Source organism: Achromobacter sp. Marseille-Q4954 (genome assembly GCF_943737025.1).
Classification (GTDB): domain Bacteria; phylum Pseudomonadota; class Gammaproteobacteria; order Burkholderiales; family Burkholderiaceae_B; genus Achromobacter; species Achromobacter bronchisepticus_A.
This window is the reverse complement of sequence record NZ_CALSFQ010000005.1, coordinates 130,910-152,757: the sequence shown is the minus strand read 5'-3', so window position 1 is coordinate 152,757 and position 21,848 is coordinate 130,910. Positions and strand designations below refer to the sequence as shown.

At 67.8% G+C, this 21,848-nt stretch carries 15 protein-coding genes and 1 pseudogene; 4 read left to right on the top strand and 12 right to left on the bottom strand.

Going from position 1 to position 21,848, the window contains the following annotated elements; all coding sequences use genetic code 11:
- Positions 1-3: 3 nt before the first annotated feature.
- From NGK62_RS31635 to NGK62_RS31605, 7 genes are all read right to left on the bottom strand, one after another.
- Positions 4-1,701 carry an ABC transporter ATP-binding protein gene (locus NGK62_RS31635; RefSeq protein WP_251882021.1) on the bottom strand — a complete coding sequence of 566 codons (1,698 nt, stop codon included), beginning with the start codon at positions 1,699-1,701 and terminating at the stop codon, positions 4-6.
- On the bottom strand, positions 1,698-3,194 hold the full coding sequence (locus NGK62_RS31630; RefSeq protein WP_251882018.1) for an ABC transporter permease: 1,497 nt from the start codon (positions 3,192-3,194) through the stop codon (positions 1,698-1,700). Before NGK62_RS31630 ends, NGK62_RS31635 begins: the two co-directional genes overlap by 4 nt.
- A 5-nt stretch (positions 3,195-3,199) precedes the next feature.
- On the bottom strand, positions 3,200-4,177 hold the full coding sequence (locus tag NGK62_RS31625) for an ABC transporter permease (protein ID WP_059372223.1): 978 nt from the start codon (positions 4,175-4,177) through the stop codon (positions 3,200-3,202).
- Positions 4,174-6,411 carry an ABC transporter substrate-binding protein gene (locus NGK62_RS31620; protein ID WP_118933834.1) on the bottom strand — a complete coding sequence of 746 codons (2,238 nt, stop codon included), beginning with the start codon at positions 6,409-6,411 and terminating at the stop codon, positions 4,174-4,176. The genes NGK62_RS31625 and NGK62_RS31620 overlap by 4 nt, the downstream gene beginning before the upstream one ends.
- A 121-nt stretch (positions 6,412-6,532) precedes the next feature.
- Positions 6,533-7,189, bottom strand: coding sequence for a thermonuclease family protein (locus NGK62_RS31615; RefSeq protein ID WP_165867919.1), 657 nt, complete (start codon positions 7,187-7,189; stop codon positions 6,533-6,535).
- Between the two features lie 115 nt (positions 7,190-7,304).
- Positions 7,305-8,309 (bottom strand): magnesium and cobalt transport protein CorA, encoded by a 1,005-nt coding sequence (locus tag NGK62_RS31610; protein ID WP_059372212.1) that lies wholly within the window; start codon positions 8,307-8,309, stop codon positions 7,305-7,307.
- A 63-nt stretch (positions 8,310-8,372) separates the two neighbouring features.
- Complete coding sequence (locus NGK62_RS31605) at positions 8,373-10,478, bottom strand: ATP-dependent helicase (protein WP_251882016.1); 2,106 nt, start codon at positions 10,476-10,478, stop codon at positions 8,373-8,375.
- A 119-nt stretch (positions 10,479-10,597) separates the two neighbouring features.
- Between NGK62_RS31605 and NGK62_RS31600 the strand changes: the two genes are divergently transcribed.
- Positions 10,598-11,494: a DUF72 domain-containing protein gene (locus tag NGK62_RS31600; protein ID WP_251882091.1), complete on the top strand. Its 897-nt coding sequence runs from the start codon at positions 10,598-10,600 to the stop codon at positions 11,492-11,494.
- On the opposite strand, the gene pdxR is transcribed toward NGK62_RS31600, so the two are convergent.
- Positions 11,480-13,000, bottom strand: coding sequence for a MocR-like pyridoxine biosynthesis transcription factor PdxR (gene pdxR, locus NGK62_RS31595; protein WP_353506935.1), 1,521 nt, complete (start codon positions 12,998-13,000; stop codon positions 11,480-11,482). The two genes, NGK62_RS31600 and pdxR, sit on opposite strands and share 15 nt — an antisense overlap.
- A 95-nt stretch (positions 13,001-13,095) precedes the next feature.
- Between pdxR and NGK62_RS31590 the strand changes: the two genes are divergently transcribed.
- The 3 genes from NGK62_RS31590 to NGK62_RS31580 all read left to right on the top strand — a co-directional run bounded on the left by NGK62_RS31590 (position 13,096) and on the right by NGK62_RS31580 (position 16,958).
- On the top strand, positions 13,096-14,361 hold the full coding sequence (locus tag NGK62_RS31590) for a 4-aminobutyrate--2-oxoglutarate transaminase (RefSeq protein ID WP_118933836.1): 1,266 nt from the start codon (positions 13,096-13,098) through the stop codon (positions 14,359-14,361).
- A gap of 124 nt (positions 14,362-14,485) precedes the next feature.
- Positions 14,486-15,955, top strand: a complete 1,470-nt coding sequence (locus NGK62_RS31585) for an NAD-dependent succinate-semialdehyde dehydrogenase (protein ID WP_054453045.1) — start codon at positions 14,486-14,488, stop codon at positions 15,953-15,955.
- 148 nt (positions 15,956-16,103) lie between these two features.
- The gene (locus tag NGK62_RS31580; RefSeq protein ID WP_059372208.1) at positions 16,104-16,958 is read left to right on the top strand and encodes an inositol monophosphatase family protein; all 855 of its coding nucleotides are present in this window, start codon (positions 16,104-16,106) and stop codon (positions 16,956-16,958) included.
- Positions 16,959-17,119: 161 nt separating this feature from the next.
- On the opposite strand, the pseudogene NGK62_RS31575 reads toward NGK62_RS31580, so the two are convergent.
- From NGK62_RS31575 to pgi, 4 genes and pseudogenes are all read right to left on the bottom strand, one after another.
- Positions 17,120-17,939, bottom strand: a pseudogene (locus NGK62_RS31575) (NAD-dependent protein deacetylase).
- 53 nt (positions 17,940-17,992) lie between these two features.
- Positions 17,993-18,940 carry a serine O-acetyltransferase EpsC gene (gene epsC, locus NGK62_RS31570; RefSeq protein ID WP_251882014.1) on the bottom strand — a complete coding sequence of 316 codons (948 nt, stop codon included), beginning with the start codon at positions 18,938-18,940 and terminating at the stop codon, positions 17,993-17,995.
- 174 nt (positions 18,941-19,114) lie between these two features.
- A complete protein-coding gene (gene galE, locus NGK62_RS31565) occupies positions 19,115-20,164 on the bottom strand; it encodes a UDP-glucose 4-epimerase GalE (RefSeq protein WP_251882012.1) in 1,050 nt (349 codons plus the stop codon).
- An 8-nt stretch (positions 20,165-20,172) separates the two neighbouring features.
- Positions 20,173-21,840, bottom strand: a complete 1,668-nt coding sequence (gene pgi, locus NGK62_RS31560) for a glucose-6-phosphate isomerase (RefSeq protein WP_059372198.1) — start codon at positions 21,838-21,840, stop codon at positions 20,173-20,175.
- Positions 21,841-21,848 lie beyond the last annotated feature (8 nt).

Here is a 21,848-nt window from a genome sequence, read left to right as displayed (position 1 = left end):
GCATCAGGCCGCTTCGGGCGGCCCGAAGTGCAGGCGCGGCACCGCAGCCAGCAGCCTGCGCGTCATGTCCTGACGCGGTTCGTGCAGCACCGCATCGGCCTGGCCCAATTCGATGATGCGCCCGCCGTCCATGACGGCGATGCGGTCCGCCAGATACTCGACCACGCCGAAGTTGTGCGTGATGAACAGATAGGCGATGCCCAGCTCAAGCTGCAATTCACGCAGCAGGTCCAGGATCTGGGCTTGCACGGAGACATCCAGCGCCGACGTGGGCTCATCGCAGATCAGCACTTTGGGTTCGACCGCCAGCGCCCGCGCAATGGCGATCCGCTGGCGCTGGCCGCCCGAGAATTCGTGCGGATAGCGCGCCAGGGTATTGGACGGCAGGCCCACGCGTTCGATCAGCCTTGCGGCATGCGCGCGGCGCGATTCCTTGTCCATGCCGGCACGCAGGGACGCCAGCCCCTCATCCAGGATGTCGCCTACCCGCATGCGCGGATCGAGCGAGGCATACGGGTCCTGGAAGACGATCTGGATGTCCTGCCTCAGCCGCTGCAGCGTGCGCCGGTCCGCCGACAGCACGTCCAGCCCCTGCAGCATGGCCCGGCCCGATACGCGCGCGCCGTCGATCAATCGCAGCAGCGCCTTGCCCGTGGTGGTCTTGCCGCAGCCGGACTCGCCCAGCAGGGCCAGCGTTTCGCCGGCCTTCAGCGTGAAGGTCACGCCGTCCACGGCCTTGACCCAGGACGCGACGCGGCGCAGCGGCCCCTTGCGCACGGGGTAATGGACCTTCAGGTCCTGCACGTCCAGTACCACGCCGGCATCGCGCGCCTGGGCGTCGGCGGCCACCCGGGCCGCGTCTCGCGCCATGGCCTCGCGGCCGCTTTCCGTGAGCGGCGTGCCGCGCTTTTCGAACGTGGGGATCGCTTCGAACAGCTGCCGCGCATAGGGGTGCTTAGGCGCGCGGAAGAACTCCCCGGCGTCGGCGCTTTCGACGATCTCGCCGCCGCGCATCAGCGCAACATGGTGGGCGACGTTCTTCACCACCGCCAGGTCGTGGGTGATCAGCAGCACCGCCATGCCCATTTCCCGCTGGATGTCGGCCAGCAGATCCAGCACCTGCGCCTGCACCGTGACGTCCAGCGCCGTGGTGGGCTCGTCCGCGATGAGCAGCAAGGGCTCGGCCGCCAGCGCGATGGCGATCATGACGCGCTGCTTCTGCCCGCCCGAGAACTGGAACGGATAGTCGTCGATGCGCCGCTCGGGCTCGGGAATGCCCACCCGCCGCAGCCAATCCACGGCGCGAGCGCGCGCCGCCGCGCCGCGCAAAGGCGTATGGGCGATCAGCGTTTCGATGATCTGGTCGCCCACCCGCATGACCGGGTTCAGGCTGGTGGACGGTTCCTGGAAGATGATGCCGATGCGCCCGCCGCGCACGCCGCGCATGGCGCTTTCCGGCAGGCGGTTGAGGTCTTCTCCGTCCAGGTCGATCTGTCCGCCCACGATGCGGCCGGCGTCGGGCAGCAGGCGCAGCAGCGCCAGCGCCGTCATGCTCTTGCCGCAACCCGATTCGCCGACCAGCGCGAAAGTCTGCCGTCTGGAGATCGCCAGCTGCAGCCGCTTGACCGCATGCGTCATGCCGCTTTCGCCGGCGATATCGACGTCCAGGCCATGCACTTCAAGCAAGGGAGCCTGGCTCATGGCGCATCTCCCGGGCGCGACTGGCGCGTATCGGTCGCCAGGGCCGTGCGCGGCGCGCGGCCGAACAGGCCGAGGCGCGCCATGCGGCCGGGCTTGTAGCGGCGCGTGCGCGGATCAAAGGCATCGCGCACCGCGTCGGCGAACAGGTTGGCGGCCAGCACCAGCGCCAGCATGAACAGGAATGCGGTCAAGAGGTTCCACCAGATCATCGGGTCACGGGACATTTCCAGCCGGGCGCCGTCGATCATGGAGCCGAAGGAGTTCATGCTGGGATCCACGCCTATGCCCAGATAGGACAGCACCGCCTCGTACAAGACCAGGCCGGAAAATTCCAGCACCACGGTGATCAGGACCAGGTGCGCCACGTTGGGCAGCAGATGGCGGGTCATGATGCGCCAGTGGGAAACGCCGAAGGCCCGCGCCGCCTGCACGTATTCCAGCTCGCGCAGCTTGAGGGTTTCGGCGCGCAGCAGGCGGCACAGCCCGGCCCAGCCGGTAAAGCCCAGGATCATGCAGAGCAGGAACAGCCGCAGGTCGGCGCGCGCGGCTGATGTGTCGAACAGGTCGGCATGGTTGTCGATGTACACCTGCATCATCAACGCGCAGGCGGCCACCAGCAGCACGCCCGGAATCGAGGTGATGGTGGTGTAGAGGTACTGGATGCCGTCGTCGACCTTGCCTTTGAAATAGCCGGCGGCGATGCCGAAGACGATGGCCGGCGGCAGCATGGCGATGGTGGTGAGGCTGCCGATGACCAGCGCGGTGCGGATGCTCTTCAGGGCCTGCCACAGCACGTCGTTGCCGATGCGGTCGGTGCCCAGCGCGTGATAGCCGCTGGACAGGCCGGCCAGGGCGCCCGCCGTCAGGCACAGCAGCGTGAAGGTGACGGCCATGGCGCGCCAGGGCACGTCCGAAGCCGCCTCGTCGGCGACCCTTGCGGCGCGCCGCCGGGCCAGGCCTGCGTACATCAGCCCGATCACGGCGGCGGCCACCGCCAGCCCTGCGGCCAAGCCCAGCCCGAGCCGCTTGGCGACATCGCCCAGGTGGTCGCGGTCGGCGTCTTCCAGATGCACGCCCGCTCCCCGCAGCCGGGGAAAGTCGCGCACCGGCTTGTCGTTGACGAGCATGGTTTCCTTGGTGAACTGCCGTATCGCCAAAGGCTCGGAATAGGTCTTTTCCGGCGTGGTCAGCACGGAACCCGTGAGCAGTCCGTCCAGCGCCGAGCGCACCGCAGGCGCATAGGCCGGCGGCGCGTTGGCCGCGGCGCCGGGGGCCGGTGGCAGCAGCGGCCGGTAATGCACCGAGTCCAGCAGGCCCACCACCACGAACGCGGCCAGAATCACCGCCGAGCACATGGCCGGCGTGTCGCGCGCCACGCGCGCCCAGGTCGCGCGCAGGTTCGGGCTGCGGCGCACATGCCATACATAGGCCAGCGCGCCCAGCGCCATGAGCCACAGCGCGATATCGGTCCAGAGGAAGACGAACTTGGGCATGGCGGCTACTCGAATCGGACGCGGGGGTCGGCCAGCGTGTAGGAAATGTCGGCCAGGATCAGCCCCACGATGTAGAGGGCGGCGCCCAGGAACACCATGGCGCGCACGATGGAGAAGTCCTGCGCGTTGATGGCGTCGATGGTGTAGCTGCCCAGGCCGGGAATGCCGAAGAAGGACTCCGCGATCAGGCTGCCCATGAACAGCAGCGGCAACGCGGCCACCGTGCTGGTCAGGATGGGCAGCATGGCGTTGCGCAGCACGTGCCGGAACAGCACGACGCGTTCAGCCAGGCCCTTGGAACGCGCGGTGCGCACATAGTCCTTGCCGATCTCCTCCAGGAACAGGGTGCGGTAGAAGCGCGCCTCCGGCCCCAGCCGCGACACGATCGCGACCAGCACCGGCAGCGCCAGGAACTTGACCACGTCCAGCCCGCCCGAAAAGCCCGAGAACGGCACCAGCCGCAACAGCTTCGCAAAGACCCATTGGCCGGCGATGATGTAGAACAGGCTGGAGATGGACAGCAGCAGCACGCAGACCACCACGCCCCAGAAGTCGAGCCGCGTGGCGCGGAAATACACCAGCGTCAGGGAAAAGACGATGCTGACGAAGAGCCCCAGGAAGAAGGTGGGCACCGCCAGCGCCAGGCTGGGCCCCATGCGCGTCTTGATCTCGCGGCCGATGTCGCGCCCGCCGTCGGACGCGCCGAAGTCCATGACCAGCAAGGGCACCGAACGCTGGTAGAACACCGTGTCGGTCAGTTGCGCCGCGCCTTGAGCCTTGGCATTGAAGAACAGCGGCTTGTCGTAGCCGCGCTCGACCTTCCATTTCTCCACGGCTTCCTGGTTGGCGCGCTGCCCGCCGATGGCCAGCCGCGCCATGTCGTCGGGCGTGTTCACGGCGAAGAACAGGATGAAGGTGAAGAGATTCACGCCGATCAGGATCAGCACGCCGTACAGCAACCGGCGGATCACATAGCCGATCATGATTGATGCTCCTTGCCCAGGGCCGGCGCGAATGCCGTCTGGCGTTCACGCCGCTTCAGCGCCACATACGACGGCCATATCGCCAGCGCCAGCAATAGCGCGAACAGGCCTATCGGCCACCACCTCGGATAATTCCACTCGTCGATCTTCTGCTGCCGCAGGACCGGGTCTATCTTCATGTACTGCAGCGTATTGCGCACCATCTGGGTCGGCTTGGCATTGCCGACCCACTGCTGGTAGGCGCCGCCCGACATCGGGAAGTAGCCGAACATCCAGGGCGCGTCGCGCTGCACGATGGCCGTCATCTTGGCGATGAGCTGTTCCTTTTCCGGGCCATCGTCCAGGAACTTCATCTGCTCGAAGAGGCGGTCATATTCGGGGCTGGCGTAGTTGGCCGCGTTCTCGCCGCCGCCCTTGGCCTTGGCGTTGGGGCCGTACAGCAGGAACAGGAAGTTCTCGGCGTCGGGGTAGTCGGCGTTCCAGCCCCACAGGAAGATCTGCGCGGACCCTCGCATCATCTTGTCCTGGAAGCGGTTGTAGTCGGTGGCGCGCACGTCCAGCTGCACGCCGATCTTGGCCATCTGGCGCCGCATCCAGTCGAACTGCGGATTGGAGCCGCCGCCCTGCATGGAGTCGTAATAGAGCACCAGCGGCGCGCCGGTCTGGGCGTTGCGGCCGTCTGGGTAGCCGGCCTCGGCCAGCAGGCGGCGGGCAACGTCCACGGACTTGCGCACGGGCTTGCCATCGACCAGGTTGTAGACCACCGGGTTCACGCCTTCGGGCGGCTCGCGGTAGCCGAGCACGCCCGGCGGCACCGGGCCGTAAGCCACCGATGCCTGGCTGTTTTCGAACACCGCGACGTACTCTTCCCAGTCGAAGGCGATGCTGATCGCCTGGCGCAGCTTGCGGTTCCTTTCTTCCTGTTCCGGCGTGTCGCCCTTGCCCACCACCGGGTCCAGCCAGTTGAAGCCCATGTACCAGTTGGCGGTCTCGACGGTCGTGGGCAGCTTGATGCCGTGTTCGTTGTACAGGCGCGCCTTGTCCTGGCTGTCGCCCGCCGCGACCAGCATGGCCACGCCGTACTCGCCGCGCTCGATCTGCGGCACGTCGTAATAGCCCTGCAGGAACTTGCCGGTCAGGGGGATGGCTTCCTTTTCGACGCTGAATTCCGCGCGGTCGATGAAGGGCGTGGGCTTGCCGCAGTCGGCCAGCAACCCCGCGGCCGCGTCGCCGGGCTCGCCTTCGCAGGGATAGGGTTCGCCGTGGAAGTTGGGGTTGCGGCCCAGCACGTGGCGGCGGTTCTGCAGCGACTCCACCAGCATGTAGGGGCCGGTGCCGACCGGCCACGTATTGAACGACAGGTCGTGCGCCGCCATGCCGGGCTGGCTGTAGAAGCGGTCCGCTTCCCAGGGGATGGGCGCGGTGAAGGTCATGGCCAGCCAGTACTTGAACTGCGGGTACTTGCCGTTGACGCGGATGCGCAGCGTATGCGGATCCAGCGCCTGCACGCCCGTAAAGCCGTCGGCCTCGCGCAGATCCAGCCAGGGCGGAGCGCCGGCGCCGCCCGGCATGTCTTGCCGCAGCGCCTGGTCGCGCTGGCGCAGCCGGTCCGCATACTCCTTCAGGCCCGTCACGTGCTCGGTCATGAGGCTGGAGATGGGCGACACCACGCGCGGGCTGACCAGGCGCCGGAACGCGTAGACGTAATCGTCGGCCGTCAGTTCGCGCGTGCCGGTGCGCGGGAAATCGGGAATGTAGAACTTGTCGTCCAGTTCGCCTGGCGCCAGCGGAAAGTAGTCGTAGCTGCCGTCGGTCTTGCGGGCGAATGCCGGATGCGGCGCAAAGCGCGCCCCAGGCCGGATCTTGATGTCGTAGATGCTTTGCGCGATCTGCTCGCCGGGCGTGTCGGCGGGCAGCGTGTTGCCCTGCGCGTCCAGGTAGACGGGCGGGTCGATCGACGCCGCCGCGCGCGGCACCAGTTCGTAGGGCCGCTTCAGGTAGTGGTAGCCGTACAGCGTCTCATAGATGTTGTACGTATAAGGGGTCTCGTCGCCGGAATAAGAGCTGGCCGGATCCAGGTACTTCGGAGAGCGTTTGACGAAGGCGGAAAACAGCGTGTTCTGGCTTTCGGCGCCGGACGGATAGGGGCTGTTGATGGGGCTTTCTTGCGAGCAGCCCGCCAACGCCAGCGACAGCAGCATGGCCGCCGCCCAGAGCCGCTTCAATGCACGCATGGAAACCTTCCCTTCGAATCGTTGCGACAGAGGATAGCAAACACGGGCCGGGGACCATACCCAGGCATCCCCCAGGGCTGGCGGCGCTTGGGCGCGGCGTTCCGGGCCGGCCCGCGCGGGTTCAGCCGCACTGGCGCTGCCGCCAGCAGTCGTAGCGCCACTTCCAGGGTTGCATAGCGCCGGGCTGCGCCCACAGGCCGCGCCCGGCTGCCTTGGCCTGGCGCTGCAGGTCCGGCATGGCCTTGTCGCGCAGGTAGTCCCCCTGGCGCGCCGTATAGGCCCAGGCGTAACCGGCCTCCACTTGCAGGCGGTTGGCCGAGCGGCCGTCATCCAGGATCAGGGCGCAGACTTCCCGGCCGTACTGATCCTTCTCGTAGCATTGCGCGGTGAGCGTCTTGCCTGCGACCAGGCCGGCCAGGTTCTTGCGCGAAGCCTCGGCATAAGGCTGTCCGGGTTGATCGGACCCGTGGCCCTCTTCGGGCGCGTCGATGCTGTCCATGCGGATGCGGTGCTGGCCGTCGGGCGCGCGCAGGGTCACGGTATCGCCGTCGGCCACGTTCACGATCGTGCCGGTGAGCGTGTAGCTGCCCTGCGGGACGCCGCCAGCCAGCGTCGCGCCGGGCCGACCCTGTGTGGAAGGGGCCGGACGTTCAGTGCGCCCATCTCTTTCCGAAGGCTGCAGCCAGTTGACGATGGCGCCCGCCGCCGCGAGGATCACGGCGACGATCAGGGCGGTCAGCTTGCTGCCGCCGCGTAAGGGAGATTTGCCGCGCACCAGCCGGGCTCCAGGTAGGAAAACGCAGGCAGTTTGCCATAAAGGCGGGACGTGGAGTCGCGCCCGGCCGGCGGGTTACGCGCGCCGGCCGCCGGCGGCCCTGCGCGCTGCCCCCCTCCTACAGCCAGCCGGACTTGCGGAAGCGCCAATACAGGACCGAACAGATCGACACGATCACGCCCAGCGTGATCGGATAGCCCCAGGGCGATTTCAGTTCGGGCATGAACTCGAAGTTCATGCCGTAGATGCCGGCAATGGCCGTGGGCACCGCCAGGATGGCGGCCCAGGACGCCAGCTTGCGCGTGGTGTCGTTCTGCGCGGCCTGGCCTATCATCAGGCTGGCTTCAAAGGCGAAGGCCAGGGATTCGCGCAGCGAGTTGAAAAGCTCATCCACGCGCAGCACGCGGTCGGCGACCTCGCCGAAATACGGACGGGCATGCTCGTCCACCGCCGACATCTCGACCCGCGCCAGGCGGCGGCAGATCTCGGCCAGCGGCGACACCACGGTATGGATACGCAGCAAGTCGCGGCGCTGCCGGTACAGCCTGCGGATGTCGGAGTCCTTGGCGCCGCGGATCAGCAGCTTCTGTTCGGCGCCCTCGACCACGGACTCGATCTTGCCGGCGGCCGCCACATAACGGTCCACCAGCCAGTCCAGCAGCTCGGAAGCCACATAGTCGCTGCCGCGCTTGAGCAGGTCGGGCGAGGCTTCCAGACGTTCGCGCAAGGGGCTATGGCCGGCGGTGGCGCCGCGCCGCACCGTGACCAGGAAGCCGTCGCCGATCAGGAACTGGGTCTCGCCGAAGATGGGGCGCTCGGCCTCGACCTCGACCGTGATGGCGACGATGAGGATCATGTTGCCGTAGTCGATGATCTTCGGCCGCCGGTGGGCTTCCAGCATTTCTTCCTGGTTCTTGTCGCAGGCGCCGAGTTCGCTGGCGACCTTGGCCAGCACTTCCGGGCGCGGATTGCGCAGGCCGATCCACAGCATGCCGTGGTCCTGGCTGACGTACTGGGCGACCTGATCGATGGGAACCTCGCGCTCCCGCCGTCCGTTCACGTAGGCGATCGATGCGACGACCTCTCGTTTCGAGTCGTCGGCGGCCTGTTCTTCAGTAGACATAAACACCCTTGGTCAATGCGATCCCGACCGGACAGCTTGTGTATCGGCCGATGATAGCCCAGCCTACGAGAACAGGTTGCGCACCCGCTTGGCCACATCCACGCTGGGCGCCTGCGGCTCCTTGGGCGCTGCGCGCCCGGCGGGCAGATCCGGCAGCTTGGGCAAGTGATCGAACAGCGGCAGCATCGCATTGGTGATGTAGCGCGTGCGCGAACCGTAGACGTGCCGGTCGCCCATGCCGGTCTGCTGGTGCACGTAGAAGCGCTGCGGCACGATGAGCTGCAGCCGTTCCTTGGCGCGCGTCATCGCCACATACAGCAGGCGGCGCTCTTCCTCGATTTCCTCGGCCGTGCCGGTGCTCATGTCCGACGGGATGCAGCCGTCCACCACGTTCAGGACGTAGACCGCCTTCCATTCCTGGCCCTTGGCGGAATGGATGGTGGACAGGATCATGTAGTCCTCGTCGCGATGCGGCGCGCCGGACTCGTCGCTGGTGGCGTCCGGCGGATCCAGCGTCAGCGCGGTAAGAAAGCGTTCGCGCGTGCCGTAGCCCGCGGCGATGCGCACCAGCTGGTCCAGGTCCGCGCGGCGCACGCGCGCATCGTCGTACAGCCGTTCCAGTTGCGCGCCATACCAGCGCAGGGCCAGGTCCACGTCGGCGGGCCATTTCAGCGCGGGATCGCACAAGGCCGCATAGGTATCGGCGAAAGCGCCCCACTCTTCCTGCGCCGCCGCGCCCGGCTTGAATTCACGCAACGCGCGCAGCGGTTCGGCGGAGGCGGACATGGCGTCCATCAGCTTGCCGGCCGTGGCGGGTCCGATGCCCGGCAGCAACTGCGCCACGCGAAAGCCCGCCATGCGGCCGCGCGGATTCTCCGCCCAGCGCAATATCGACAACAGGTCCTTCACGTGCGCGGCCTCCAGGAAGCGCAGGCCGCCGAACTTCACGAAGGGAATGTTGCGCCGGGTCAGCTCCAGTTCCAGCGCGGCGCTGTGGCTGGCGGTGCGGAACAGCGCCGCCTGCGACTTGAGCGTGGCCCCGCCCTCGCGCTGCGCCAGCACCTGGTCGGCCACCCAGCGCGCCTGGCCGGCTTCGTCGCTGACCGTCACCAGTTCAGGCAACTGGGACGACTGGCGGTCGGTCCACAGGTCCTTGGCGTAGCGCTCCGTGGCCAGGCCGATCACGGCATTGGAGGCGTTCAGGATGGGTTGGGTCGAACGGTAGTTGCGGTCCAGCGTGATGACCCGGGCCGGATTGGGAAACTGGTTCGGAAAATCCAGGATGTTGCGCACCGTGGCCGCGCGGAACGAATAGATGGATTGGGCATCGTCGCCCACCACCGTCAAACCGCGGCCGTCGGGTTTCATCGCCAGCAGGATGGCGGACTGCAGACGGTTGGTGTCCTGGTATTCGTCCACCAGCACGTGGTCGAAGCGCGCCCCCACGTCGGCCGCGATGCCGGGATCGCCCATCATCTCGGCCCAGTACAGCAGCAGGTCGTCGTAGTCCAGCACCTGCTGGTCCTGCTTGGCCGCGACGTAGGCGCGGAACAGGTTCTTGAGTTCGTCTTCCCATTGGGCGCACCAGGGGAAGGAGGTCTTCAGCACGTCGGCCACCGGCGTCTGGCTGTTGACCACGCGCGAATAGATGGCCAGGCAGGTGCCCTTGAGCGGAAAGCGCGACTTGGTGGACGACAGGCCCAGCTCGTGACGCACCATGCCCATCAGGTCCTCGGCGTCGCCGCGATCATGGATGGTGAAGGCTTCGGACAGGCCGATGCGTTGCGCGCAATCGCGCAGCAGGCGCGCGCCGATGGCGTGGAAGGTGCCGGCCCAGGGCAGCGACGGCGCCTGCTGCGTGGCGCGCAGCCGCATCACCCGCTGCAGCACCGAGCCCACGCGCCGCTCCATTTCCAGCGCCGCGCGGCGCGAGAAGGTCAACAGCAGCATGCGCTGGGGATCGGCGCCGTTCAGGATCAGGTGCGCGACCCGGTGGGCCAGCGTATTGGTCTTGCCCGAGCCGGCCCCGGCGATCACCAGCAGGGGACCGTCGTCCCCCGGCGCGCCGGCCACGCCGAACTCGGCGGCCTCGCGTTGGGCGGGATTGAGATCGGCCAGGGGATCGGGACGTTCGGCGGACGGGTTGGACGTATCGGTTTGGTCGGACATGGGACGGGGCCGCAGCATGGCGGCCGCTGAAAACGGCGAGCCCGGACATTGCCGGGCTACGGATGAACACTGTATATTTATACAGAATTTTTTCGATAAAGTCTGATTTGCCTGTGGCCATGCGCCTCTTGAGCGGCACCGCCTCCTGGACCGACCCCACCCTGCTGGCCTGCGGCCGCTTCTACCCGCCCGAGGTCCGCAGCGCCGAAGCGCGGCTGCGCTTCTATGCTTCGCGCTTTCCCATGGCGGAGGTCGATTCCAGCTATTACGCCATGCCCACGGCCGAAAACGCCTACTTGTGGGCGCAGCGCACGCCGGACGATTTCGTCTTCAACATCAAGGCCTTCCGGCTGTTCACCGGCCATCAGACGCCGCTGTCCGCATTGCCCGCGGACATCCGGCGCGAACTCCCTGACTGGCCGGAACCCGTCATCTACCACGACCGCATGCCCGCCGACCTGCGCGACGAACTCTGGCGCCGCTACCAGCTTGCGCTGGAGCCCTTGCGCATGGCCGGCAAGCTGGGCGCGGTGCATTTCCAGTTTCCGCCCTGGATCCGGCGCGATGCGCGCGGCCGGGCGCGGGTGGCCGACTGCGCGCGCCGCATGGAAGAACACCTGGTGTCGGCGGAATTCCGCCACCGCAGCTGGTTCGATTCGCCCGCCGCCACCGCGGACACCCTGGCCTTCGAACGCGATCTCGGGGTGGTCCATACGGTGGTCGACAGTCCGCAAGGGTTCGACAACACCGTCCCCGCGGTCTGGGAATGCACCCATCCGGAACTGACGCTGCTGCGCCTGCATGGGCGCAACACGGCCACCTGGAACGTGTCCGGCGCCGCGTCCTCGGGCCGCTTCCAATACGAATACTCGGAACAGGAACTGGCCGAGCTGGCCGAGCGCTTCTCACGCCTGGCGGCGCAAAGCGCCCAGGCGCACGCGGTGTTCAACACCAACTTCGAAGACCAGGGCATGCGCAACGCCGCGGCCTTCGCGGCAGCGCTAGCGCCCGCCTGACGCGGCCACGGGCTGCGCCGCGGCGGACGCGCGCGCCACTTCGTTCAGACTGTCCAGCAACACCTCGAACTTGCGCGCGATGTCATGCTCGGGCACGCAGGCGTAGCCCAGCAGCAGGCCAGGCCGGCGGCCTTCGTCGTTGACGTAGTAGCGCGACAGCGCGCGCGTCAGCACGCCCTTGCTGCGCGCCACATCCACCACGCGCAGGTCGTCCATGTCCTGCGGCAGCGTCAGCACCAGGTGCAGCCCCGCCATGCTGGCGTCGCGATGCAGCCAATCCGGCCCCAGCCTGCGTTCAATCAGATTGACCAGCATGGCGCGGCGGCGTCCATACAGCATGCGCATGCGGCGGATGTGGGCGGCGTAGTGACCTTCCGAGATGAACGTGGCCAGGGCCGCGTGCGTCATCAGGTGGCCTTCGCGGTAGAGCTCCGCGTGCGCCGCCTGGAACGCGGCGGTCAAGGTCTTGGGCAGCACCAGATAGCCCACGCGCAGGCCCGGATACAAGGTCTTGCTGAAGGTGCCCATATAGATCACGGGCGCGTCCGGTTCCAGCCCCAGCAGCGAAGCGATGGGCCGGCCCGAGAAGCGGAATTCGCTGTCGTAGTCGTCTTCGATGATCCAGCTGCCGCTTTGCCGCGCCACCGCCAGCAGCTGGCGCCGGCGCGTCAGCGACATGACCGGCCCCAGCGGATACTGGTGCGAGGGCGTGACGAAGATGAAGCGCGGCGGCGTGCCAACGGTTTCCGGCAGGCGCATGCCTTCCTCGTCCACCGGCAGATGCACGGTGTGCAGGCCGTTGGCCTGCAGGATGGTGCGCGCCCCCCAGTAGCCCGGATCCTCGACCCAGGCGGTCTCGCCGGCCTCGCCCAGGATGCGGGTGGTCAGGTCGATGGCCTGATGCGAACCTTCGGTGATGATGATCTGCTCGGGATCGCAATCGATCGAGCGGGTCAGCGCCAGATGCTGGGCCAGCGCCTCGCGCAGGGCCGGCAGCCCGCCGCCGTAGGCGTAGGTCAGCAGGTCGGGCGAGGGATTGCGCCACAAGGCGCTGAAGATGCGGCCGAACTTCTTGTGCGGGAATTCGGTCAGGTCGGGCACGCCGGGCATGAAGGCGCCCCACTGGTAGGGCGAGGCCGAGACGCCATCGACGATGGCGGCGCCACGCGGCGACAGCGCCGGGCGCGGCTGCGCGGGCGGCGGCTGGCGCTTGCGCCGGCCGCTGGCCAGGTAGGAATCCGGCACCGAGGCGTTGACGAAGGTGCCGTTGCCCTGGCGGCTGCGGGTGTAGCCTTCAGCCAGCAGCTGGCTGTAGACGTGAACCACCGTGTTGCGGGCGATGCCGAGCTCGGCCGCCAGGTCGCGCGACGCGGGCAGGCGCGAGTCCGCGGCAATGGCTCCATCCAGGATGGCTTCACGGATGCCGCGGTACAGCCGCTTGTTCATGGGCTCGCTGGAGCCGTCCGCCAGCCGCAGCTGCAGCAAGTCACCGACTATGGACCGCAATTGGTTCTACCCGATTTATAAAAGTGGTTCCCACAAATGGGGCCATCGTAGCATTAAATAAGGTTTTCCCGCCCATCATGCTCTCCGAGGCTGAGATGAAGAATCAGGACCTGAATACCCGCCGTTCCCTGGCCACGCCGCGTGGCGTCGGCGTCATGTGCGACTTCTACGCGGTGCGCGCCGAAAACGCCACCCTGTGGGATGCCAATGGCAAGGAATACATCGATTTCGCAGGCGGCATCGCCGTCCTGAACACGGGCCACCTGCACCCGAAGATCAAGGCCGCGGTCGCCGCGCAGCTGGACAACTTCACGCACACGGCCTACCAGATCGTGCCGTACGAAGGCTATGTCTCGCTGGCCGAGCGCATCAACCGCCTCGCCCCCATCGACGGCCTGAAGAAGAGCGCCTTCTTCACCACCGGCGTCGAAGCCGTCGAAAACGCCATCAAGATCGCGCGCTCGGCCACCGGCCGCTCGGGCGTCATCGCCTTCTCGGGCTCGTTCCATGGCCGCACCATGCTGGGCATGGCGCTGACCGGCAAGGTCGCCCCGTACAAGCTGTCGTTCGGCCCGATGCCGGGCGACATTTATCACGTGCCCTTCCCCAACGCCACCCAGTCCATCACCGTGGCGGACTCGCTCAAGGGGCTGGACCTGCTGTTCAAGTGCGACATCGATCCCAAGCGCGTCGCGGCCATCATTCTCGAACCTGTCCAGGGCGAAGGCGGCTTCAACATCACCCCGCCTGAACTGATGACGGCGCTGCGCAAGATCTGCGACGAGCACGGCATCCTGCTGATCGCCGACGAAGTCCAGACCGGCTTCGGCCGCACCGGCAAGCTGTTCGCCATGGAACACCACTCGGTCCAGGCCGACCTGATCACCATGGCCAAGAGCCTGGGCGGCGGCTTCCCGATCTCGGGCGTGGTCGGCCGCGCCGACGTCATGGACGCGCCCGCCGCCGGCGGCCTGGGCGGCACCTATGCCGGCAACCCGCTGGCGGTCGCCGCGGCGCATGCCGTGCTGGACGTGATCGCCGAGGAAAAGCTGTGCGAACGCGCCGTCGCCCTGGGCGACAAGCTGCGCGCGCATCTGGAAGGCCTGCGCGCCAAGGTGCCGGGCATCGCCGACGTGCGCGGCCTGGGCTCCATGGTCGCTCTGGAACTGAACGATCCCGCCACCGGCAAGCCGGACGCCGAAGCGGTCAAGCGCGTGCAAGCCCGCGCCATCGAAAAGGGTCTGATTTTGCTAAGCTGCGGTGTGTACGGCAACGTCCTGCGCTTCCTGTACCCCTTGACCATCCCCGACGCCCAGTTCGATCGCGCACTGGCCATCCTGTCCGAGGCGCTCGCCGCCTGACGCACAGGACCTGAACTACCGGTATTCCGGCGGGCAGGCACAAGTTTTGCGGGCGTAGCGGATCAGCCGCCACGCCCGCAAGCCGTTTCCTGGCCCACCGCATCCCTTCAAGGAGACTCCAATAATGACCGCACTGACCCATCCCCTGGCGCGCCCCGATCTGCTGCGCGACGCCTGCTACATCGACGGCAAGTGGGTAGCCGCCGGCAACGGCCCGTCCATCCCCGTGGACAATCCCTCCACCGGCAAGACCATCGTGTCGGTGCCCAAGCTGGGCCGCAAGGAAGCCGAACAGGCCATCGCCAGCGCCGAGGCCGCCCTGCCCGCCTGGAGCGCCAAGACCGGCAAGGAACGCGCCGCCATCCTGCTGAAGTGGGCCCAGCTCATGATGCAGAACCAGCAGGACCTGGCCGCCATCATGACGTCCGAGCAGGGCAAGCCCGTGACCGAAGCCGCCGGCGAAATCGCCTACGCCGCCTCGTTCCTGGAGTGGTTCGGCGAAGAAGCCAAGCGCATCGACGGCGACATCCTGCAAAGCCCCAAGGCCGGCCAGCGCCTGATGGCGCTCAAGCAGCCCATCGGCGTCACCGCCGCGATCACGCCGTGGAACTTCCCCGCCGCCATGATCACCCGCAAGGTCGGCCCGGCCCTGGCCGCCGGCTGCACCATGGTGGTCAAGCCCGCCCAGCAGACCCCGCTGACCGCGCTGGCGCTGGCCGTGCTGGCTGAAGAAGCCGGCGTGCCCGCGGGCGTGTTCCACGTCATCACTGGCAGCTCGCGCGAAATCGGCGCGGCCCTGTGCGAAAGCGACGTGGTGCGCAAGCTGAGCTTCACCGGCTCCACCGAAGTCGGCCGCACGCTGATGGAGCAATGCGCGCCCACCATCAAGAAGCTGTCGCTGGAACTGGGCGGCAATGCGCCCTTCATCGTGTTCGACGACGCTGACCTGGACCGCGCGGTCGACGGCATCCTGGCTTCCAAGTACCGCAATGCGGGCCAGACCTGCGTCTGCGCCAACCGCATTTACGTGCAGGCCGGCGTGTACGAAGAAATCGCCAAGCGCCTGGTCGCCAAGGTCGAGGCCATGAAGGTCGGCGACGGCTTCGCCGACGGCGTGACCCAGGGTCCGCTGATCGACAGCAGCGCCGTGGAAAAGGTGCAGGAGCACATCGCCGACGCCACCGCGCACGGCGCCAAGGTGATCGCCGGCGGCAAGCCCCACGCGCTGGGCGGCACCTTCTTCGAACCGACCGTGGTGCGCGACGTGACCCAGTCCATGCGCTTCGCGACCGAGGAAACCTTCGGCCCGGTGGCCCCGCTGTTCCGCTTCGAAACCGAAGCGGAAGTCATCGGCATGGCCAACGACACCATCTTCGGCCTGGCCGCCTACTTCTTCACCCGCGACTACGCCCGCATCTGGCGCGTGTCCGAGGCGCTGGAGTACGGCATCGTCGGCATCAACACCGGCATCATCTCCAATGAAGTCGGTCCGTTCGGCGGCGTCAAGCAATCCGGCCTGGGCCGCGAAGGCTCGAAGTACGGCATCGAAGAGTACCTGGAGATCAAGTACCTCTGCGTGGACCTGGGCGCCTGACGGCCCCTGGCGCACTGCGGCCCCCGCCGGTTTCTGCCGGCGGGGGCCGCTTGCATTTCCCCGGCGTGCTGGCGAGAGTCCGATATGTTGCATCGCGGCCTGCGCCGGGCATGGTAGATTTGCGCGTTCCCTGACCGAACGAGTCCGTATGAGCAGAACCTTCACCCGCGAGGACACCCGCCGGCTTGCCGCTATCCTGGCCGAAACCGCGCAGACGGAAGTCATGCCGCGCTTTCGCAATCTGCCGGAAGGCGCGGTGCGCGGCAAAAGCTCCGCCCGCGACCTGGTGACCGACGCGGACGAAGCCGCCGAGCGCCTGATCGCCGCGCGCCTGGCCAAGCTGCATCCGGGCGCCGTGCTGATCGGCGAAGAAGCCTCGGCCCGCAATCCCGCGCTGCTGAACATGCTGGTCGACGCCGACCTGGCCTTCCTGATCGACCCCATCGACGGCACCCGCAACTACGTCGCGGGCCTGCCTCTCTTCGGCATGATGATCGCCGCCTGCCATCGCGGCGACGTGATCGCGGGCGTCATCTACGACCCGGTCAGCCGCGACAGCGCCCTCGCCGTGCGCGGTGAAGGCGCCTGGATGGAATATGAAAACGGCAAGCAGGCCCAGCTCGCGGTGGCCAGCCCCGCGCCGCCCGAAGACATGGACGGCCTGATCTCGACCGGCGCCCTGCCCGAGCCGATGCGCACCACCGTCAACAGCAACCTGTCGCGCCTGGGCAGCACCGCCTCGCTGCGTTGCGCCGCGCATGAGTACCGCATGCTGGCCGCCGGGCACTGCCACATCGCGTTCTACAACCAGTTGACAGCCTGGGACCACGCTGCCGGTTGGCTGCTGCACCGCGAGGCCGGCGGCTACGCGGCCCACTTCGACGGTTCGCCCTACAAGCCCACGCATCGCACCGGCGGCCTGCTGTATGCGCCGGACGCCGGCAGCTGGCACGCGGCCCGCAAGGCGCTAATGGGGGACATGGCGGACGCCGCCGAGACTTGACAAACGCTGCCCGAAAAAGGTCGAAAAGTCGGGGTTATCCCTAGGAGTTATCCCCAGTTCCTGTGGACAACCCTATGGAAAGGTCTGTAACAGCGGAAAAAAACCTTTGCAGGGCAAGCACTTGCTTAGACCGGTCAAAAACCGGCCGGCCCTAGGGCGTGTTACAGCGCGTCCAGCGCCACGGCGCAGGGCAGTTCCACTTTCAGGGTCAGCATGCTGTCGGCGCGGGTGCGCCCCAGGTTGATGGCAGCTATCGGCATGCCGTTGCGCGACGCGGCGCTGACGAAGCGGTAGCCGGAATACACCATCAACGATGACCCCACCACCAGCACCGCGTCGGCGTTCATGAGGCCGGCGTTGGCGTGGTCCACGCGCTCGCGCGGCACGGTTTCACCAAAAAAAAACCACGTCCGGTTTGACGATGCCGCGACAGCGCGGACAGGGCGGGACCTGAAATTGCGCGAAGTCCTCGCCTTCCAGGTCGGCGTCGCCGTCAGGCGCGTCCGAGGCTTCCAGCAGCGTCCATTCCGGATTGCCGTCCTGCAGCGCCTCTTGCCAGGCCTGGCGGCCGCCGCGCCAATCGCAGGCCATGCAACGCACCTCGTCCAGCCGGCCGTGCAGGTCCACGACGTCGCGGCTGCCGGCGGCCTCGTGCAGGCCATCGACGTTCTGCGTCACCAGCACCGAAACGCGGCCGCGCGATTCCAGCCGCGCCAGCGCCCGGTGCGAGGCATTGGGCTGCACCTGACCGAAACGGCGCCAGCCCACCATGCTGCGCGCCCAATAGCGCGCCCGCGCCAGTTCGCCGCCCATGAAGGTCTGCAGCGTCATGGGCGGCTTGCGCTTCCATTCGCCTTCGGTGTCACGGTAGTCGGGGATGCCGGAGTCGGTGCTGACGCCCGCTCCCGTCAGCACGAACAGCCGCGGGTGGCGGTCGACAAAGCCGCGCAGCGCGGCCAGATCAGAGACTCGAGTGTCCATCCAGGCTCCTCAGGGCCGGCCGCTGCGCAAGGAGGGCAGCGGCCTCAAGCTGCTCAGCCGCCCAGGCCGCAGTCGGGCATGTCGCTGACCAGGCTGGCCTGGGTCACGTTGCTGCCCGGCGGCACGCTGCGGGTCAGCCAGACGTTGCCGCCGATGGTCGAACCCTTGCCGATGGTGACGCGGCCGAGAATCGTCGCGCCAGCGTAGATCACCACGTCGTCCTCGATCAAGGGGTGGCGCGCCAGGCCCTTTTTGAGTTCGCCGTTTTCGCCGGGCGGGAAGCGCTTGGCGCCCAGCGTGACCATTTGATAGAGGCGCACGCGGTCGCCGATGATGGCGGTCTCGCCGATCACGACGCCGGTGCCGTGGTCGATGAAGAAGCTGCGGCCGATGGTGGCGCCCGGGTGGATGTCGATGCCCGTATCCGCATGCGCGATTTCCGCCACGATGCGCGCCAGCATCGGCGCGCCCAGGCGACACAGCACATTGGCCAGACGGTGGTGGATCATCGCCGCCACGCCTGGATAGCACAGCAGGACCTCGTCCACGTTGTGCGCGGCCGGGTCGCCCTGATAGGCCGCGGTCACGTCCAGGTCCAGCGCGGCGCGCACGCGCGGCAGCTCGGCGCCGAACTGGCGCACGATCTCGATGGCGCGCTGGCGCGCATCCGCGGGCCCGGTCTGTTCGGGCCGGCCCACGTACTGCAGTTCCAGACAGACCTGGTGCAGCAGCGCGTCGAGCGCCGCACCGATGGTATGGCCGACGTAAAAGTCCTCGACCTCCTCGCGCAGGTCGATCGGACCCAGGCGCATCGGGAACAAGGCGCCACAGAGGTCCTTGACGATCTGGCGCAGGCTTTCCTGCGACGGGAATTCGCGCAGGCCGGCGTCTTCGCGCAGGCGGCCGCGGGGACCGCGCCAGGCCACGCGCGCTTCGCGCAGGCCGGAGACGATGCTGTCCAGGTTCCAGTGGGCCGGCGCGCTGTAGGTCGGCCCGCTCATGACTGCGGCTCCTGCAGGAAGCCGGTAGAGGGATTGAATTCAAACATGGGTGCGCCTCGTTGACGGTGCACGGCCGCGGCGGCCAGGCCGCCGGGCAATGCTGCTTCGCAATATTTCCGTCAACTGTAACCGCTCGCGCCGGTTTCGCGGAATCCATCCGATACGGCGCAGGGGTTATGTCCCTGTGTCCTGTTCGTAGCCCTGTGGGTTGCCCTGCTGCCAGCGCCAGCCGTCCGCACACATCGCGTCCACGTCATGCGTGCTGCGCCAGCCGAACAAAGATGCCGCCAGCGCAGGATCGGTCCACATTTTCTCGACGTCGCCGGGACGCCTGGCTTGCGAGCGCACGGGAATCCGGCAGCCGTTGACCCGCTCGAACGCATGCACCAGCTCCAGCACGCTGGTGCCCTGCCCCGTGCCCAGATTGATCGCCACGAACCCGGGATGGCGCTCCGAATAGGCCAGCGCCTGCACATGCCCCTGCGCCAGGTCCATCACGTGCAGGTAGTCGCGCACGCCCGTGCCGTCGGCCGTCTCGTAATCGTCGCCGAACACCCGCAGGAACGGCTGGCGCCCCACCGCCACCTGGGTGATGTAGGGGAACAGATTGTTCGGAATGTCGCGCGGACTTTCCCCGATCTGGCCGCTCGGATGCGCCCCGATGGGATTGAAGTAGCGCAACGTCACCGCGCTGAACGCGGGATCGGCCGCGCAAACGTCACGCAGCGCTTCCTCCACCATCAGCTTGGTGCGGCCGTAGGGGTTGGTCGGCGCCAGCGGATGCGCCTCGGTGAGCGGCAGGAAGTGGGGCTCGCCGTAGACAGTGGCCGAAGAACTGAACACCATGCGCGCCACGCCCGCCTCGCGCATGGCGCGCAATAGCGTCACGGAGCCGCCGACGTTGTTGTCGTAGTACTTGAGCGGATCGGCCACCGACTCGCCCACCGCCTTGCTGCCGGCCAGATGCAGGACCGCCTGCACCGGCGCGCCGCGCGCCGCCGATTCGGCCAGCACCGATTCGACCAGGCCGGGGCTGCGGATGTCCCCTTCCACCAGCGGGATCTCCACGCCGCACAGGCTCTCGACGCGGCGCACGGCCTCGCGGCTGCCGTTGCTGAAGTTATCCAGCACCAGCGGCCGCTGGCCCGCCGCCAGCATCGCCACCAGCGTGTGCGTGCCGATGTAGCCCGCGCCGCCCGTCACCAATACATGCAGGTCCTGCATAGTCTCCCTCACAGATGCGCCGCCACGCCCGGCACCCAGGCATGGCGCGGCCGCGGCGCCTGCGCATGGCTGCGGTAGCGGTCGATCCAGTACGAGGTGGACGCGTCATGGCCCCAGTCCACCACGCCGGCCGACACCGGCACCGCCAGCTCCCGCTCGATGCCGGTGGCCAGCCGCTTGCCCAGCTCCACGCCCCACTGGTCGAAGGGATTGATGCCCCAGACCACGCTCTGCACGAATACCTTGTGCTCGTACAGCGCCAGCAGCGCGCCCAGGCCGCGCGGATCCAGCTGGCGCAGCACGATCAGGGTCGAAGGCCGCCCGCCCGGATGCACCATGTGCTGCGCCAGGCTCAGCGCGCGCTCCTGGTCGTCGATGTGCGCCACATCCATCAGCGCCTGCTCCAGGCACTTGCCGCGCAGCAGCGCCTGGCGCTGCGCCAGGCAGTTGGCCAACAGCATGCGGTGCGCATCCGGACTGTCCGCGTGGCCTTGCAGGCTGGCGATGAAGTCCACCGGCGCGCCCTCTTCGCTCTGATGCAGCCATTGGAAGAAGGTGTGCTGCCCGTCGGTGCCTGGCATGCCCCAGATGATGGGAGCCGTCGGCACCCCGACCGCCGCGCCATCGCCCGCGACCCGTTTGCCCAGCGATTCCATTTCCAGCTGCTGCAGATAGGTGACCAGGTGCAGCAGCCGCGCGCTATAGGCCGCGATGTTCAGCGAGTTCTGGCCCAGCACGCTGCAGTTGACCAGGCCCGCCAACGCGAGCTGGATGGGCGCGTTCGACGCGAACGGCGCCTGCTGGAAATGCTGGTCCATGGCCTCGGCGCCCGCCCGCATGCCGATCAGCACGTCAGCGCCCACCGTCAGCGCGATCGACAGGCCGGCCACCGACCAGACCGAATAGCGCCCGCCGACCCAGTCGCACATCTTGAATATCTGGCTGGACGGCACGCCCAGCGCGCGCGCCGCCGACACGTTGGCGGTGACCGCGGCCAGGTGCTCGGACACGTCGGCCACGCCGCCCTGCTTGAGCCAGGCGATGGCCGCGCGCGCGTTGTGCAACGTCTCGGCGGTGGTGAAGGACTTGGAAGACACCACCACCAGGCAGCGGCGCGGATCCAGCCCGGCCACCGCATCATGGAACGCGTGTCCGTCGATGTTGGACACGAAGCGGATCTGCCGGCGCTGCTGCGCCCCGCCAAACGCCTGGACCGCCAGGCGCGGCCCCCAATCGCTGCCGCCGATGCCGATATGCAGCACCGTGTTGAAGTCGGCCGTCTGGTCCACCCGGCGCACGAAGTCCGTCATGCGCGAATGCTCGCAGACGGAGTCCGCATCCTGGCCGTCGGGCTGTTCCCGCGTGCGCCCGGCGCGCAGCGCCGTATGCCATGCCGGCTTGCCTTCGGTCCAGTTGACCGGTTCGCCCGCGAACAATGCCTGGCGCGCATCCGCCACGCCACGCGCCTGCAGCAGCGACATGGCCGCGGCTTCCAGCGCCGGCGACTGCCGCTGCATGCTCAGGTCCACGCACAGACCCGCCGCCTCGATGACCTTCAGCGCCGCGCCGTCCAATTCCGCGCCGTGCGCGGCCTGCGCGAACGCCTGCCACTCCGGGCTGTCCGCCAGGCCCGAATTCGCCCTTAGCGCCTCAACCGCATACTTGGCCTTTCCCATCGCGTGAT